General features: G+C 57.7%; 14 protein-coding genes. 8 read left to right on the top strand and 6 right to left on the bottom strand.

Features of this window, described 5'->3' with window-relative positions; all coding sequences use genetic code 11:
- Positions 1-6: 6 nt before the first annotated feature.
- From R5H30_RS01205 to R5H30_RS01190, 4 genes are read left to right on the top strand one after another with little or no spacing between them, the layout of a single operon-like run.
- Entirely contained in the window at positions 7-783 is a 777-nt protein-coding gene (locus R5H30_RS01205; RefSeq protein WP_318326159.1) for an oxidoreductase, read from the top strand.
- Between the two features lie 45 nt (positions 784-828).
- On the top strand, positions 829-1,872 hold the full coding sequence (locus tag R5H30_RS01200) for a substrate-binding domain-containing protein (protein WP_318326158.1): 1,044 nt from the start codon (positions 829-831) through the stop codon (positions 1,870-1,872).
- Between the two features lie 60 nt (positions 1,873-1,932).
- Positions 1,933-3,144, top strand: coding sequence for a sugar ABC transporter permease (locus tag R5H30_RS01195; protein ID WP_318326157.1), 1,212 nt, complete (start codon positions 1,933-1,935; stop codon positions 3,142-3,144).
- A 9-nt stretch (positions 3,145-3,153) separates the two neighbouring features.
- Positions 3,154-3,927, top strand: a complete 774-nt coding sequence (locus tag R5H30_RS01190; protein ID WP_318326156.1) for an ATP-binding cassette domain-containing protein — start codon at positions 3,154-3,156, stop codon at positions 3,925-3,927.
- A gap of 579 nt (positions 3,928-4,506) precedes the next feature.
- Here the strand turns inward: R5H30_RS01190 and R5H30_RS01185 are convergent.
- From R5H30_RS01185 to R5H30_RS01165, 5 genes are all read right to left on the bottom strand, one after another.
- Positions 4,507-5,301 carry a hypothetical protein gene (locus R5H30_RS01185; RefSeq protein WP_318326155.1) on the bottom strand — a complete coding sequence of 265 codons (795 nt, stop codon included), beginning with the start codon at positions 5,299-5,301 and terminating at the stop codon, positions 4,507-4,509.
- A 446-nt stretch (positions 5,302-5,747) separates the two neighbouring features.
- On the bottom strand, positions 5,748-5,963 hold the full coding sequence (locus R5H30_RS01180; protein WP_318326782.1) for a hypothetical protein: 216 nt from the start codon (positions 5,961-5,963) through the stop codon (positions 5,748-5,750).
- Positions 5,964-5,976: 13 nt separating this feature from the next.
- The gene (locus R5H30_RS01175; RefSeq protein WP_318326154.1) at positions 5,977-6,408 is read right to left on the bottom strand and encodes a hypothetical protein; all 432 of its coding nucleotides are present in this window, start codon (positions 6,406-6,408) and stop codon (positions 5,977-5,979) included.
- A 1-nt stretch (position 6,409) separates the two neighbouring features.
- The gene (locus R5H30_RS01170; protein WP_318326153.1) at positions 6,410-6,781 is read right to left on the bottom strand and encodes a hypothetical protein; all 372 of its coding nucleotides are present in this window, start codon (positions 6,779-6,781) and stop codon (positions 6,410-6,412) included.
- 133 nt (positions 6,782-6,914) lie between these two features.
- A complete protein-coding gene (locus R5H30_RS01165) occupies positions 6,915-8,642 on the bottom strand; it encodes a DNA-primase RepB domain-containing protein (RefSeq protein ID WP_318326152.1) in 1,728 nt (575 codons plus the stop codon).
- A 582-nt stretch (positions 8,643-9,224) separates the two neighbouring features.
- Between R5H30_RS01165 and R5H30_RS01160 the strand changes: the two genes are divergently transcribed.
- Complete coding sequence (locus tag R5H30_RS01160) at positions 9,225-11,273, top strand: plasmid recombination protein (RefSeq protein ID WP_318326151.1); 2,049 nt, start codon at positions 9,225-9,227, stop codon at positions 11,271-11,273.
- 622 nt (positions 11,274-11,895) lie between these two features.
- Here the strand turns inward: R5H30_RS01160 and R5H30_RS01155 are convergent.
- Entirely contained in the window at positions 11,896-12,879 is a 984-nt protein-coding gene (locus tag R5H30_RS01155; protein WP_318326150.1) for a helix-turn-helix transcriptional regulator, read from the bottom strand.
- Between the two features lie 172 nt (positions 12,880-13,051).
- On the opposite strand from R5H30_RS01155, the gene R5H30_RS01150 reads away from it, so the two are divergent.
- The 3 genes from R5H30_RS01150 to R5H30_RS01140 all read left to right on the top strand — a co-directional run bounded on the left by R5H30_RS01150 (position 13,052) and on the right by R5H30_RS01140 (position 14,482).
- Positions 13,052-13,702 (top strand): hypothetical protein, encoded by a 651-nt coding sequence (locus tag R5H30_RS01150; protein ID WP_318326149.1) that lies wholly within the window; start codon positions 13,052-13,054, stop codon positions 13,700-13,702.
- Between the two features lie 103 nt (positions 13,703-13,805).
- On the top strand, positions 13,806-14,171 hold the full coding sequence (locus tag R5H30_RS01145; RefSeq protein ID WP_318326148.1) for a hypothetical protein: 366 nt from the start codon (positions 13,806-13,808) through the stop codon (positions 14,169-14,171).
- A 17-nt stretch (positions 14,172-14,188) separates the two neighbouring features.
- Entirely contained in the window at positions 14,189-14,482 is a 294-nt protein-coding gene (locus tag R5H30_RS01140) for a hypothetical protein (protein ID WP_318326147.1), read from the top strand.
- The last annotated feature ends 60 nt before the right edge of the window (positions 14,483-14,542 follow it).

Here is a 14,542-nt window from a genome sequence, read left to right as displayed (position 1 = left end):
AATGAGATGACTGACAGAACCGCCGTTGTCACCGGTGCCGCGCAAGGAGTGGGCGAAGAAGTTGCAAATAGGCTTGCGCGGGACGGCATGACCCGAATGCTTCTGATAGATCGGAATGCAGAACCGCTGGAGAGAGTTGCCGCGCGGCTTCGCACCGACGGTCTCACAGTCGAGACTCTGGTGGTCGATCTTGCCGAAATTGACGCGGTGATCGAGCTGACGCGCGAAGCACTTCAACGGCTGGGCAACGTCGACGTGCTGATCAACACGGCCGGATCGACTGCGCGTGGCGGGCTGGCCGATACCGATCCGGCCAGGTTTGACATGCTCTTTGCTGTCAACGTACGAGCACCGTTTTTTTTGATGCAACTTGCGGCGCCGCACATGCGCTCGGGCGGCCTGATCGTGAATATCACGTCGATGCTGGCCTATGGGGGCCCCCCGTTCTTGGCGACCTATGCGGCTACAAAGGCTGCCCTTGTCACGTTGACGAAGAACGCCGCCAATGCGCTCAAGCGCGACCGGATCCGCGTATTTGGCATCAACCTCGGTTGGACCTGGTCTCCGGGTGAGCACGAGGTCCAGACCAAAGTTCACGGGCTGCCACAGGACTGGCGCGAGAGCGTCGGTGCACAACAGCCTTTCGGCAGATTGCTGATGCCGGAAGACCCCGCCGCGCTGATTTCGTTCCTGGCCTCGCCCGGAGCCGAGATGATGACCGGCGCCATCATCGATCTGGACCAATTCGTAGCCGGCACCGTGGACGACAATCCCGGCGCCTGAACGAAGACGGCGGTACGACCGCATATCACAGGGAGAAAGCAAACTATGAAAAAAAGAACCAAAATTGGCCTTCTGGCTGCAATCGGCTTGAGCGTCGCCACGACCACCGCCACCTGGGCCCAAGATTTCACCATCGGGATGAGCTGGGCGAATTACCAGGAAGAGCGTTGGAAGATCGACGAAGCCGGGCTTCGTGCCGGTCTCGACGAACTTGGAGCGACTCTGGTCACTGCCGATGCCCAGAGTTCTAACGAGCGTCAGGCCGCAGACATTGATGGTCTGTTGGCGCGCGGCGTCGATGCGCTGCTCATCGTGGCCTGGGACAGTGAGGCAATTATGCCATCTGTCGAAAGGGCGATGGCCGAAGGCATTCCGGTCATCGCCTACGAGCGCCAGATCGAAGCCCCCGGGGTCTTCTATGTCGCCTTCGATCCGATCGAGGTGGGTCGTATCCAGGCCCGCGAATTGGTGAAGGTCCAGCCGGAGGGTGATTACGTCATCATCAAGGGCAGCCCGACCGACCAGTACGCACACTACGTGCTGACCGGCCAGAAGGAGATCATCGACCCCTTGATCGAAAGCGGCACGATCGAAATCGTCGGAGAGCAATGGACCGATGGCTGGGTGCCGGACAACGCCCAGAAGAACATGGAAAACATCCTGACTTCGGTGGGCGATAAGGTGGATGCGGTTCTCGCTTCGAACGACGGCACCGCCGGGGGCGTGGTCGCGGCGCTCAGCACGGTCGGCCTCGAAGGTATCCCGGTCTCGGGTCAGGATGGCGACATTGCAGCCCTGAACCGGATCGCGAATGGCACCCAGACCGTCACTGCCTGGAAAGACGCCCGTGAGCTGGGTCGTCTCGGCGCGCGCGTCGCTGTCGAACTTGCGAAAGGCACCGCGCCAGAAGACATCGAAGGTCATATCGTCTGGGACAAGGGCCCAAATGGTACGGCACAGGACGCGGTGGTGCTCGCCCCGGTGACGATCACCAGCGAGAACCTCGATGTCGTGGTCGAAGCCGACTGGATCTCGAATGAGGATCTGTGCAGTGGCGTGACAGAAAATGCGCCGGCCGCGTGCCAGTAAACACAACCGGGCCGGCCAGAGATAGTGGCCGGCCCATCAGAAACGTTCCGGGTTTGTACAATGACCACTGAAACGCACCAGTTTGATGCACTCGCAAAGCCGATGCGAGACACAGGCATAAACCTCAGGACGTTGTCGCTTGTCGGCTTGCTGGTGTTTATCGCGGTGACGTTTCACCTGTTTTCGGGTGGCCTGTTTCTGTCAGCCCGCAACCTCTACAATCTGGTCGTACAGACCAGCGTTGTTGCGATCCTCGCCTGCGGAATGACGCTGGTGATCGTGACCCGCAACATCGATCTTTCGGTCGGTTCCGTCCTTGGATTCGTTGGGATGGTCATCGCGCTTCTGCAGATCGAGATTTTCCCAAGCGAGGCGGCATGGAACTGGCCCGTGACAGTTGTGATCGGTCTCGGGCTCGGAGCACTGATCGGGGCATGGCACGGCTTCTGGATCGCCTATCTGGGTGTGCCCTCCTTCGTTGTAACCTTGGGCGGATTGCTCATTTTCAGGGGCGCTGCCTTCGAAGTCGCTCAGGGCCGCACCCTTGCACCCTTCGACCCTGTCTACCGTCTGTTCGGCGGAGGTATTGACGGGGCGCTTGGCGTTGGACCGAGTTGGGCGGTCTTTTGCGTTATCATTTTGCTCTACGGAGCAGGAGAGGTCCTTATGCATCGCCGTCGTCGACGCATGGGCTTCGAGACCTCAGGAAAAGCGGCCGCGCTGCGCTTCATCGCTGTCTGCGCCGTCTCGATCGCCTTCGTTGCGACAATGAATGCCTACCACAAGCCGCGCAGCGACATCGGGCGCGGTATCCCGATTCCGGCGCTCGTCCTTCTTTTCGTGGTTCTGTTCATGGAGTTCGTCGCTCGTTTGACCACGTTCGGACGCTACATCTTCGCGATCGGCGGCAACATGGAAGCCGCTCGGCTGACCGGCATCCCGACCCGCAGAACGATCCTGGCGGTTTTCGTCGTTATGGGCACGCTCTGCGGCATTGCGGCTGTGGTGACCACCGCACGCCTGAACGCCGGAACATCGAGCACCGGTGAATTGCTGGAGCTGTCGGCCATCGCCGCCGCCGTGATCGGAGGTGCTTCGCTCTCCGGTGGCCGCGGGACAATCGCAGGTGCCGTCGTCGGAGCCTTGATCATCCAAAGCCTGGAAAGCGGCATGGTTCTAATCGGCGCGTCGAGTTCGCAGAGAATGGTGGCCATCGGGCTGGTGCTGATGTTCGCCGTTCTTGCCGACAGATACCTGTCGAAAGAAAGTTGAGGTAGTCGGATGAAGCCACTGATTGAAATGCGCGGCGTCTCGAAGGCCTTTGGAGGGGTCCACGCCGTGGAGAACATGGACGTGCTGCTTTATCCCGGTGAGGTCGTCGCGGTTCTGGGACACAATGGCGCAGGCAAGTCGACGTTGATGAAGATGCTTGCCGGAGCCTACCGTCGCGACGCAGGAACAATTCTTGTGGAAGGTGAGGTGGTCGAACTGTCGAGCCCCGCGGACGCGTTCGACCTCGGCATCGAGACGATCCACCAGACGCTCGCCCTTGCCGATAATCTCGATGCCGCGGCGAACCTGTTTCTCGGTCGCGAAATCGGCTGGCGCATCGGTCCGTTCAAGATCATGGACAGCGCCCGGATGAACGATCTCGCGGCCAGGGTCATCGCGCAACTGAACCCGCGCTTCGTTAACCTTTCAACGCCCTGCCGCGACCTGTCTGGAGGCCAGCGCCAAACTATCGCCATCGCGCGCGCCATACATTTCGAGGCCCGCGTGCTTATCATGGACGAGCCGACCGCGGCCCTTGGGCCGCAAGAGACCGCAATGGTCGGAGAATTGATCCGCGAACTTAAGGACAAAGGCATCGGGATATTCCTGATCAGTCACGACATGCATGACGTCTTCGATCTCGCGGATCGGGTCGTCGTGATGAAGAACGGTCAACTGGTGGGATCGGCCCGCACGTCGGATGTGACCCATGATGAGGTGCTTGGCATGATTATCCTTGGCAAATGCCCAGAAACCGCGCTTCCGGGCAATGGGTCTGTTTAAATGACAACTGTCGGCAGCTGTCTTGTTCAACGTGCGCGCTGAAACGCCCCACTTAAATCGCCACAATCTGCACCGCCACGCCTTCTACTAATTCGACGCACTCGTAGCTCGCGCAACGCTTCTTCGCGGCGGCCAACATGTCCTCACTTGGGTCAATCCCGATGACTCTGCCGTTGTTCCGACGGCCCGCGCGAGTTTGACAGTAAGCAAGCTGCTACCGCACCCCACATCAAGGGTTGTGGCGTCCGGACCCGGCTTGAGTGCATCAAAGTACGCCTGTCGCCTACGAGTAAAATCGGCATCCTCATAAGCGATGTTCAGCAATCGGGCGACGTCGCCATCAAACTGGAGCACGGGCTGTCCTTATCATTGCAAACCGATCGATCAGTTCCGATCTCAGCGGCTTTCAGGATCGTATGGACATGGGTCGCCGTTGCGTCCAGGAAATCAAATCCATCCGCGGTGAACCTGGCCTGACCAGCGCTTTCCGGAAACGCAGGCGTCAGACATTTTGATGTTTTGCTTGCTCGGAACGCTGCGCGCAATTCCCGCGCTTGTCGTCGCATGCGGCCCGCTGGTTCACAGCGGGTCGTCCCAAAGCTCTGTGCCGTGACCGAATCCTGGTCGCGTGCTCGGCGCGGCAGGGCGTTGTTGCTGTCGCTTCGCAGGATTGACACGGTAGACGTGCGCGCGCGGATCGAACTTCATGAAACTGCCGTCTGGCCAAACGGTCTTTCCATGTCGAATCCGAATGCGTACATCGGTGTAGCCCGGCTGCGAGCCGCTCTGCAGGTAAGCGACCGCGAATGTGTAGCCCTTGAGGTTTGACCACTTTTGCAAACACGGCTTCAGGCGCGGTGTCAATTCCGCGGCACGAAAGGTCGGGGTCTCTGGCATTTGCTTCAACACGCGGATCCGCGTGTCTTGTTCGAACAGGCAGAACTGCGGGCGATCCATCTTGTGGTGCAGCATGATCTGCGTCAACAACCTGCCATCGAACTCGCGAGAGCAGTGGCAAATGTCCGCCGCGGACACGAGCGCGTAGCGTTCCATGTCGGTCATGAACACGTCCGCCGACTGGCTGAACTGCCACTGAATGTAGTCTTTGCCCGGAGGAACATTCACGAACCTGAACAACTCGGTGTTTGCATACAGGCAAGCGGCCGAAGCGCGTATGGACCGCGCGGATCTTTCATTTTGGGCGATCCCGAGTGCCCGGAGCTCATTCGTGTAGGCGAAGTAAACTCCGGGCTCGCGGTACGGATCGAAAACGGTCGACCAGCCGTACGGAAGAGTGTCCTGTATGGAGATCAGAGCCAGCAGCAGTTTCTCCGCCTTTTTTGGCATTTTCGCGAGCTTGATGTACTCAGCCATCGCGGCCGAGACTCTGAACAGTCCGTTGCTTTCAACCATGGTCTTCCTCTTGCTACTGAAGAGGAATTGGGTCGCGTGTTCAGTTGCAGAAATTTTGGTGTGTAATTTTGCGGCCCGGCCTCGATAAACCTCCGGCAGGTCTGCAATTCGGCGGAGCAAAGCTGTGCTTTTTGCGGCACCCCCTGCAAGTATATCGGCTGATTTCCTGCAAGCACCTGAATTCTTGGAGACTTACCCGGTGCGAAGTTCTTGAAAATCTGAACGAAGAGAAATCGGAAAGGCATTTGGTGGGGTGCACGATAGACTGTGATGGGTGCTTACGTGGTCAGCGAAGCAGCTTCCTGGACAGGTGGTATCGAAGTTCGTGCAACAAGTGGCAGGTTACATCGACACAGACGGTTGAACATGTGGCACTTACGGACCAAGTTCTATCGTTCCACTAAGCGTTAGGAGAACGGCTCGACGTCGTTGACCTTGGCGGTCTCAATCAGCAAGGCGATGCGGCCCCATGCGCGTGCGCCCTCATCGTGACCGGCGAACAGTGAATTTTTCCTGTTCAGGGCAATCGGACCAACGAGGTTTTCGACCTTGGCCACAGTTGATGGACGTGAACTGGCTTCGCTAATCCGTCTCAACGGGGTGAGGAGCGGCGGCCTGACCACCGCTCCTCCAGGATCACGTTCTCAGCTTCTCGGCAATCCGTTCCGCGTCGAGATGGCACCGCACTTCGCTCAACGCTTCGACCACGTTGTTGAGTGCGCTGCGAGCTTGAATCATCGCGAAGCCGGTGTCCGAAAACACTTCCGTTTCATAATACTCGTCGTATTCACCATGACCGCCACTGCCGCGAATTTCCGTGTGTGTACGTGCCAGATCTCCGAGCCGTTCGGCAAAAACCAGCATTTCCTCTTCCTCTGCTTCATCCATTGCGAAGATATCGTCTGCGCGGAGCCGCTCGCCGAGTGTCACCGCCGTCAACACCATGTCTTCGGGCATTTGATCGAGTTTTGTCAGATGGGCCAACGCAGTGCGTGCGGATCTCAACTCGCGAACCGCGCAAAGCAGCACGGGCCGAAGCGGGTCATCATGAATATCCATTTTGCCCATCTCACCAGTCTTCCTCGTTCGTCGGATCCGGCAATTCCAGCCCAATGGCCGCTGCTGCGTCTGCCAACCCATCGGCCAGCGCGCAGATCTCTTCCACGGCACTGTGGGTCGGATCCAGCTCAGCGAAGTACGCGGCTTCGGCTGCGTCGGGGTCGTGGACGTTCCGCAACGTGAGCAATCCGTAGACTTTGTCGATCTCCCGCCGCATGCGCCCGGAGATCAGTCGAGGGGTGGAAAAGTCGTCGAGCAGGCGCTGTGCGCGCCGCAGCCACGGCCTGCCGCCGAGAAGCAACGCAGCATTCTGTAGCGCTTCGGAGTGGCGATGGATGTAATCGTGCAGTTCAGTCGTTTCAGAAAAAAGATAGTCGAACAACGTGTGTCGTCCTCTTACCGTGCCCGCAGCAGGATACTGCGAGTGACAAGATGCGCTGCTGTCTGTTTCGCCAATGCGCGGTTGTGTTTTTGGTTCTTGGTTGGACTCGCTGCCGGTTCGGATTGCGCGGCCCTCACCTCGTGGGGCTGTGCAAATCCGCATCGGATGCGATCCTGGGTATCTGGCGATCGGGGACCGGCTGGACGTAACCCGATAGGTCCGCTCCGCGCGGTCGGTTTGATCTTCCTCCCTCCGTCCGGGTCTCCGTTGCTTTTTCGTTTTGGCTTTCTGCCTGGGCTGGCGTTTGCGGGCTTACTTCCACCGTGCCTCTCGATGTTCGGAGGGCGTGTGGAAGGAAGCTCGCAACGCCAGTTCTTGTGTCTCGTCCGCTTTCGTTCCGTCGCTGGCGGCGCCGCTGTTCCGGTTTGGGTCTGGCCGGCCGTCGGCTGCGTGTTCGCTGTGGGCATGTTCTGTTTAACCGGGTTATCTGGCGGGCATAGGTGGATAGGTGGGGCCCTCGGGATCTAAGATCCCCCCTGTTGCGGGCACGGACCTGTCTCACGTGATTTTCCTTGCCATCCGTCGCCTGCGGCTTCCGAGCCTCTTCGGGAAGGCATCCTTGCTGCTTCCGGCGGTACCATGTCGAACGCGACACACCCAAAGTCTCCCAAGGTTTGTCGGCAGAGACGCTGTGATCGGCGAGCCAATCTTCCCGCGACTGACAGCCCCTGGCCTTGCGTCGCTCTTGTTCTTTTGCAGCCTTGCGCCGTTTTCGCTCGTTGACGGGCAAAAGCTGTTTGAACCCATGGGTCCGCGCCATGCTTGCGCTGACGCCAAGCATGTCGGCCATTGTTTTCCCGGCATACCGGTATTTTTCGGTCCAGTCGCCTCGGGCCTTGTTTTCGGCAGATCGGATGATCGCCTGCACTTCGGTGGACTTGAGCCGCGGAGCGAGCCACTGCGCCATCGCTTCGACCTCTTGCGCGATCTCGCCGGGCTTGCCGCAATGCGTTAAGCAGGTTGCATAGAGGTGGAGCCAGTTGTTGCGTACGCCCTCGGGCAATGAATGGCCCCAAATGGCGGCAAGTTGCTCGAGATCCGATCGGAGCATTGCAAACCGCTGCGGCCCGGTGAGGCCGACCGGCATGTTTCCCCGGTGTGGTTTGGGCTTTGGATTTCTTTTCCGGTCACGCAGCTCGCCGCGGGTGGGTCGATTGGCGGACAGAAAGAACTGATCGGCCAGTACGTCGAAATCGTGCCGCTCGAACGAAGCCTGGCTGATCTGAACATTGCGGCCGGATTTGGGATTCACGGTCCCGGGCAGTCGGAACACGCGTGCCACATCTATACTGGCGACATCAGCGCCAAACTGGGCGCAGGTCTCGTAGAGTGCGGAGGCAGCTGCAAGGTAGCGTTTTGTAGCCTGCGGTGGCAGCGGCTTGAGCAGCCAGATGGCATAAAGACCACGGCCGGAACGTAGCACAAAGGACGGTTCGGTCACGCCTTTCCGATCGAGGTGATCGAGGAGGGCCCGCTCGACCTCGGCGACCGGTTTGCCCCGCCACGCGGGCAGCTTGTGATAGTCAAGATCCAGGTAAACGGCGCGCAACTCGGACAGATTTTTCGCTCCACGTTTCCCATGAAATGCGTTCACGGAAATGTACGTCCCAGCCTCTTGGAAGATCGGTAGATTGCTGGTCAGATTCCGGGTGCATTGCGTCCGGGACCACGAGGTTGCCTCGCCAAGAACGAGCATCGCCGGATGACCTTTCCCATCCGTTGGATGGAGTTGGCGCAGGAAGGCTTCCGTCGGATCAATGTGGGTGTTCAGTGCGGGTTGTGTCGGTGCGGCATGGTTCATCTCGAGCAGATGTTCCCAAGCACGGGTCGGCAGAAACCATTCGAGGAAAACTCTTCAGGCGGCACTCATTCGGGGTCAAAAACAGTCGAGCTGAGCGACGGTGGCTCCGGGGTACAAAACCCGGTGTCTTGGCCGGTGACACCGCGGCAGGAACGGCGAAGAGACGTAAATTCGAAACGGACTTCCTCGAACTGCGGGAGCATTCTCGTTTCGGTTCGCGAAAATTTTGGCGGGCTGAATGCGCCGCAAAATCATCGCGAAGTGACTCGACGGCGGTTCAAGGAAGAGGGCGCATTGACTGTGACTGGGCCGCCGGTTCTTGTTGACTGGGAGGTTCGGAGGGGCGCCTGAGCGACCTCCGATCCGGGGATTAGAAGGGGTCGAGAAGCCCCTCGCTGCACTCCGCCAGGAGCCCCTCGGGAGAGGCGGAAGTGGGTCTCGGGAGGAGAGCGAAGCGGCCTCCTGAGCGGGTCCGAGGGCTGGCCCTCTGCGAACAGGAAACGTGTTTTTTGACGGAGGCAAAAAACACTTTCTTAGTGAGTAAAAAAATGGTTCCGACGGAACCGTTTTTTTGGGATCGCAGTGACCGGTTTCTATTTCCTTTTCAAGCAAGGAAATGGTTCAATGCATCTTTATGAGCAAGCAATTCAAACCAGCGCAAATCGCGACGGGAGCTTTAAGGTCGTCATGCGAATGCAGCCAATGAATCCGGAGGATGTTTACGGATTGATCTGGCACGGGGAGCGGCATTCCGAAGATCAAAGATCGCATATCGTCGAAGCGAAAAAGCACCTGAAGCATACCATGATTGGCGATGAGGACGTTTCCAAGAAGATTAAGAAGCGGACGAGAGAGATGGCCAAACACAATCGGCGATCATCTCTCTTGAGGCGAAAGTTTCGGACGAAGAAGGACTTTGATGATGCGGTTATAAATACGCCGCTTGAAAATCCTTGGCGCAAGAACACGAAATCCAAAGGACCACTTCGGGAAGGCATTATTTCCGTCAATCGAAAATTTTTTGAAGCTGATGAAACTACGAAGGAGAAAGATCGTATCGAATTTCTCGACGATAGCGGCGATCTTGTTACTCATGATGTTGAGAAGTACCGCCAGTTTTATACAGCCACCAAGCGCTACCTGAACGAGACGTTTGGGGACGATTGTGTTTACGCGCGCTTTGACGGAGACGAAATGTCAGGGCACGTCCATTTCCTGATTGCGAAAGAAGTATTTATCATGCCTTCCGTAAGGTATCCTGAAGGGCGATTCAATTGGAAAGCAACTGATCACGAACTCATTGGTGGGGTGAAGGACGGACCAAGGAAACGAAAAGAATGGGACAATGAGCTCTACGTAATAAATAAAGAGCCGCTCAAGAAGCGCGGTTATGAACTGCTTCAAAATCACATCGGCAGATACTTCGAAACAGAGTATCCGGATATGAAAATCGTGCGTGGGGAACGTCGCGCACAGCTCAAGCGCATCACGCAGAAAAAAGGTGAACGGGTCCTGGCAACGGCTAAGGTGGCCGGCGAACATATTCCGAATGGATCCAAGGATGGGCAGATCCTTTTTCTCCTCAAGAAACGGATTGCGGAGACGAAGGAAAAGGGGAAAATGCGCCTCGACGAACGGCAAAAGCTCGCGCTTGATTATATGTCCGCGCTCGGCATCATTACGGAGGACGTGCGCAACGAGGCGAGTACGCGCCGAGCTCGAAAGAAGTTGCTTGATAGTTTGGAGGCGATGTACGGCTCCGCAGAAGATATACTTTCTGAGCCTGATCGCGTTGCTGATATCCATGCCGAGCGATGGAAACGCCATAGGGCTGACATGATGGCGATGCTCGAAAATCGCGAGAGTGCCGTCGCGCTTCGGGAATCTGACGCGTACGATTCTGAGATAGCAAATGAGCAAAAAGAGGCGAAGCTGAATGCGCTCGCCGCTGAGCTCGATGCCCAGAAGAGTCAGAATGACCACGACGCGACCGTCAACGAGAAAGCCGCCGTAGAGAATGAAAAGCGCGCGGCAGAACTCGATGCCAAAGAGGCTGAGATTCGTCAGAATGGTGAAATTTGGCGTCAGCTCAAAGAGGAGGGGGGCATTAAGTTCCGGATTGCAACTGCACTCAGAAAAGCACTTGCGGAAGATCATGGCCCGTCGATCGCGTACCTTCAAGGTCTGGAGGCGAGTTACAAATCAGCGCACAAACCGATGTCGGCGGAGGGAGCATTTGCGGCGACAGAGACAACCGCTCCTCCTGCGGATGTGGCGCCTCTCACGCCAACTATTCCCGGCACATTCCTGGTGCCGGAAATCAAATCCCAAGAAGACCTTGTCGTACTGAACGAGAAGCTCAAGAACATGACCAATCGGGAAGTGCGGGCGCGGGCCGTTACATGTCACGATGCGGCAAGGTTCCTCGATCCTGGCGATGAGAAAGATCAGGCGGCGAGAGGTTGGAAAGTCCTCAGGTCTGAGGCTGAACGCCGAGGCATTAACCTGAACACAGGTGAACAAGACATGACGAAGGCGACGGACAAGGAGCGAGCCAAACTGCACACCGACCAGGGGACGGAAAAGGTTCTGGAAGTGCGCAAAAAAAACGTTCGGGTTAGGTCGAGGTAAACAGACTTGATGATACGGTGGTGTCTCAAATTTGATTTCTGCCAGCTTAAGGTGCTCAATTCTACAAATGCTACAGCGTAAGCGGTTCAAACGGCTTCCGACGCGGGGCCTGCACTTGCCGATTGGTTGAGGCTTCTCAAAAAATTCAAGGAACGGTTCCACATTCGTCTCCTGGGAGAAATTGTCAGGACCATCTAAGCTCGTACGATGGGTTCATTAAGCCATCTGAGTACGGGCCACGAACAACCTCAGCGGCTACATACGATGGCTGGAGACGTGACTGGCGGGTATGCGCCTGGCAGAGACTGTTCGCTCAACGAAAGCCAATTGTAGCATGCAGGTCTTCTCCGAGGCCGACTGAGACGTTTGGTCTCAGCGTGGCACCGGGCAAGAAGGGCGGGAAGCTGACCTTCGCTGCACAGCAGACGAACGGCAGCAAAGGGCTGCCAGGCCAATTGTCCTTACCAGAGTGAATTGCCCCCTTTCGGTCCCTAACTAATAACGAGACTCGGCAAGTTAGATTTGGCGGTATTGGGTCCCGGTCTGGTGCAAGCGCACCGAGCACGGGGCCATCAAGTTGTTCAAGCACTCGTTGCGATTTCAGGGACGCCAGGCCGAAGCTTCAGTTTCCCACGCTTCGCAGCGTCTGAGACGGGCTCTCGCCAAATCGCTGAATGTAAGCATTGGCAAACCGTCCGAGATGGTTGAAACCATTGTTCCAGGCGATGCGCGAAACACGTTCTTCTGGATCTGCAAATACAAGATCACGCCGTGCTTTTTGCAGGCGTATTTCTCTGAGGGCATCGTTCGGCGTCTGTCCCCAGACGGACCGGAAAGCTGTTTCCAGCCTGCGAAGGCTGACCCCACAGGCTTCAGCCACATCCACAATGGTTGTGATGTCGGCATGGTTTTCCCGCATGAACTCGGTTGCGGTCCGAACGTGTCGTTCTGCTGCCGGTAGTGATGTGTCTCTGCGATCATCGAGCAAGCCCGCAGCCCGCAACAGATCGAGTGTTCGTGCGGAGATCAGGCGCGTCCAGGATCGCTGGGATTGCTTTGTGGAAAGCTTCGGCGAACCAGCCAGGACTTCAGAATACAACTCCAATGCAGACGACGTCAGCTGCGTCGCTTCGGGCGAGTTGACGTTCGGTGTAAGGACGGAAAAGTCCGCCAACATCTGGCGGGTATTCGCCGAGTAACCGTTCCGTTCCAACTCGATTACAAGCTCGTTGATCGGCAGGATGAGCGTTTCGGCCAGGAACATTTTTTGTTTGTCTGCCTGCACCCTCGTTTCGCGGCGATTGGGCGAAAAGATCAAAGCGCTGCCGTTTTCTGCCCGGAGCTCGGTGCCATCGGCTGTGCGTGAAATCAAACGACCACAGAGCGGCAGCAAGAGCGTAAGACCCGAGGGTTCGGTGACCTGCGTGTCATGTCCGGTCGATACAACTTGACCGACTCCGAGCGTCCCGACGAAATGGCGCCGAATACTCAGTTGTTTGCGAGCCGCGTCGCGAAGTGTGATCCGGCTCGGCAACGCAAAGAGCGAAGACTGATGATGCTCGGACTGCCCGTTCCGAACGGTAAGGACGTCCTGAAAGTGGGTCATCGGCAAGAGCTCCCTGAGTCAGGTTAACCGGTTCTTGGACGGTTCAACACAAATTTGTCGTTCGTGGCAGGGGCGCCACACTCAACGTTTATTCATTGAGGTTCGGATAACGGATAGACCAATCTGCCGCCTCGCGCGCATACCTGAGGTTGTGTGCAGGCGGGGGGTGGCAATGAAAGATGCAAGCGCTGCAGCAGTCGCGGCGATCGTATTGGCCGCTGGATTACCGATTGTGTCGGTCGCGCAAGAGCAGGCCGGACGTGATGCCTGCCTCGTACAGCTTCGAACCGTTGGGGGACCGGACGCGGCAAACGGCATAGATGTGCTGGACACGGAATTTTCGCAGGCCGGTACACTTGTCACGATGCGCGACGCAGGTGGGACTGTCTGGGAGTGCATCGGCTATCAGGACGGCGCCGTCGGAGATCTGCGCGTTGTCAGCGCAGCCGATGACGGCGAAGGCGCAATGTCAGCCAACACCGCCCGGGAAGGCACAGAGGGCGATGGAGAAACCACGACCGAAGTCGTGCGGTTTCCAAACGGGATGTCCGGGAAGGACTACCGCAGGCAGATCGCGCCGGGTGGTTCGCATCGCTATGTTCTGAATGCGCGGGCGCAACAGTTTCTCACCGTCGATGCCAGTAGCGAGAACGGCCAGGTCTCATACCAGATCTTCAATCCGGACGGTTCCTTCCTACTCGACATGCTTCCTTTGTCAAAGAGCTACTACGGTCAACTCTGGCAATCCGGAGATCACATCGTGGAGTTCGTCAACCTCGGCCAAGACCAAACGAATTTCTACGTTCTGTTCGCAATCGAATGAGCGGCCGCGAGATGTCTCTCTCTCAAAATTCGACGCAGCCATTGCAGCAGCCTCGCCCGATGCGCGTGACGCAAAATCAGTTCAACCAGATCGGAGACCGACGATGAAGTCGTTACTTGCCATTCTGCCGTTTGCATTTCTGGCGACCGCTGCCTCGGGCCATGTACCCTCGCTCAATGCCAGCTGCCCGACGAACATTGACGTCCACGCCGACGAAGGCGGACCGGTTTACATCAACGGGCACGAGTCCGAGCTGAAGGCCTCGAACGAAAACTACTACGAAGCCATTCATGGCAACATCACTGTGTCTCTCTCGATCAATCCCGATGGCACCGCGCAGGTAAGCTACACCCGCAAGAAGGGCGGGAACGGCATCTGCAAGATCCACCACTCACATTTCGGCCGCATGGAAAAATGCCCTGTGGACGTCAGCGAAGCCGACCGGGCGCGTTTCCCCGCCTGCAACTGAACGGAAAGGACCAGTTCATGATACGACCCTTCACGCAAAGCCTCGTTGCGATTTGCCTCTGCTTCGGGCTTGCAGCCTGCGACGAGACTGCGGAGATAGACGTCTCCGACGCGCCGCTAAGGACGGGGGATGCCGCTGATGAAGCAGCCTGTGTCGCGGCCGTGAACCGGAACTACGGCAGCAGCGTCGCCTCGGTGGTCAGTTCGGAATTCTCGCAGGCCAATACCGACGTACGGCTGACGGCTCAGGGCGAGAATTGGAGGTGCCTCTCGTCCGGAGGCACGGTCGCAGAGGTCTCGGTCATCGAGTAACGGGACCCTGCAGGAAAGTGCTATGTCCCAAGGGCGCTTTCCAGCGCCGCACCCCATTCG

The sequence above is a fragment of the Roseobacter sp. FCG-D35 genome, from assembly GCF_033436665.1.
In the GTDB taxonomy this organism is placed as follows: Bacteria; Pseudomonadota; Alphaproteobacteria; order Rhodobacterales; family Rhodobacteraceae; genus JAWQFO01.
This window is presented reverse-complemented; position numbering and strand designations above follow the sequence as displayed.

Excerpts from the sequence above, each read along its gene's own strand:
- R5H30_RS01205 (WP_318326159.1), top strand. The coding sequence starts at position 7 with ATGACTGACAGAACCGCCGTTGTCACCGGTGCCGCGCAAGGAGTGGGC.
- R5H30_RS01200 (WP_318326158.1), top strand. The coding sequence starts at position 829 with ATGAAAAAAAGAACCAAAATTGGCCTTCTGGCTGCAATCGGCTTGAGC.
- R5H30_RS01195 (WP_318326157.1), top strand. The coding sequence starts at position 1,933 with ATGACCACTGAAACGCACCAGTTTGATGCACTCGCAAAGCCGATGCGA.
- R5H30_RS01190 (WP_318326156.1), top strand. The coding sequence starts at position 3,154 with ATGAAGCCACTGATTGAAATGCGCGGCGTCTCGAAGGCCTTTGGAGGG.
- R5H30_RS01185 (WP_318326155.1), bottom strand. The coding sequence starts at position 5,301 with ATGGCTGAGTACATCAAGCTCGCGAAAATGCCAAAAAAGGCGGAGAAA.
- R5H30_RS01175 (WP_318326154.1), bottom strand. The coding sequence starts at position 6,408 with ATGGGCAAAATGGATATTCATGATGACCCGCTTCGGCCCGTGCTGCTT.
- R5H30_RS01165 (WP_318326152.1), bottom strand. The coding sequence starts at position 8,642 with ATGAACCATGCCGCACCGACACAACCCGCACTGAACACCCACATTGAT.
- R5H30_RS01155 (WP_318326150.1), bottom strand. The coding sequence starts at position 12,879 with ATGACCCACTTTCAGGACGTCCTTACCGTTCGGAACGGGCAGTCCGAG.
- R5H30_RS01150 (WP_318326149.1), top strand. The coding sequence starts at position 13,052 with ATGAAAGATGCAAGCGCTGCAGCAGTCGCGGCGATCGTATTGGCCGCT.
- R5H30_RS01145 (WP_318326148.1), top strand. The coding sequence starts at position 13,806 with ATGAAGTCGTTACTTGCCATTCTGCCGTTTGCATTTCTGGCGACCGCT.
- R5H30_RS01140 (WP_318326147.1), top strand. The coding sequence starts at position 14,189 with ATGATACGACCCTTCACGCAAAGCCTCGTTGCGATTTGCCTCTGCTTC.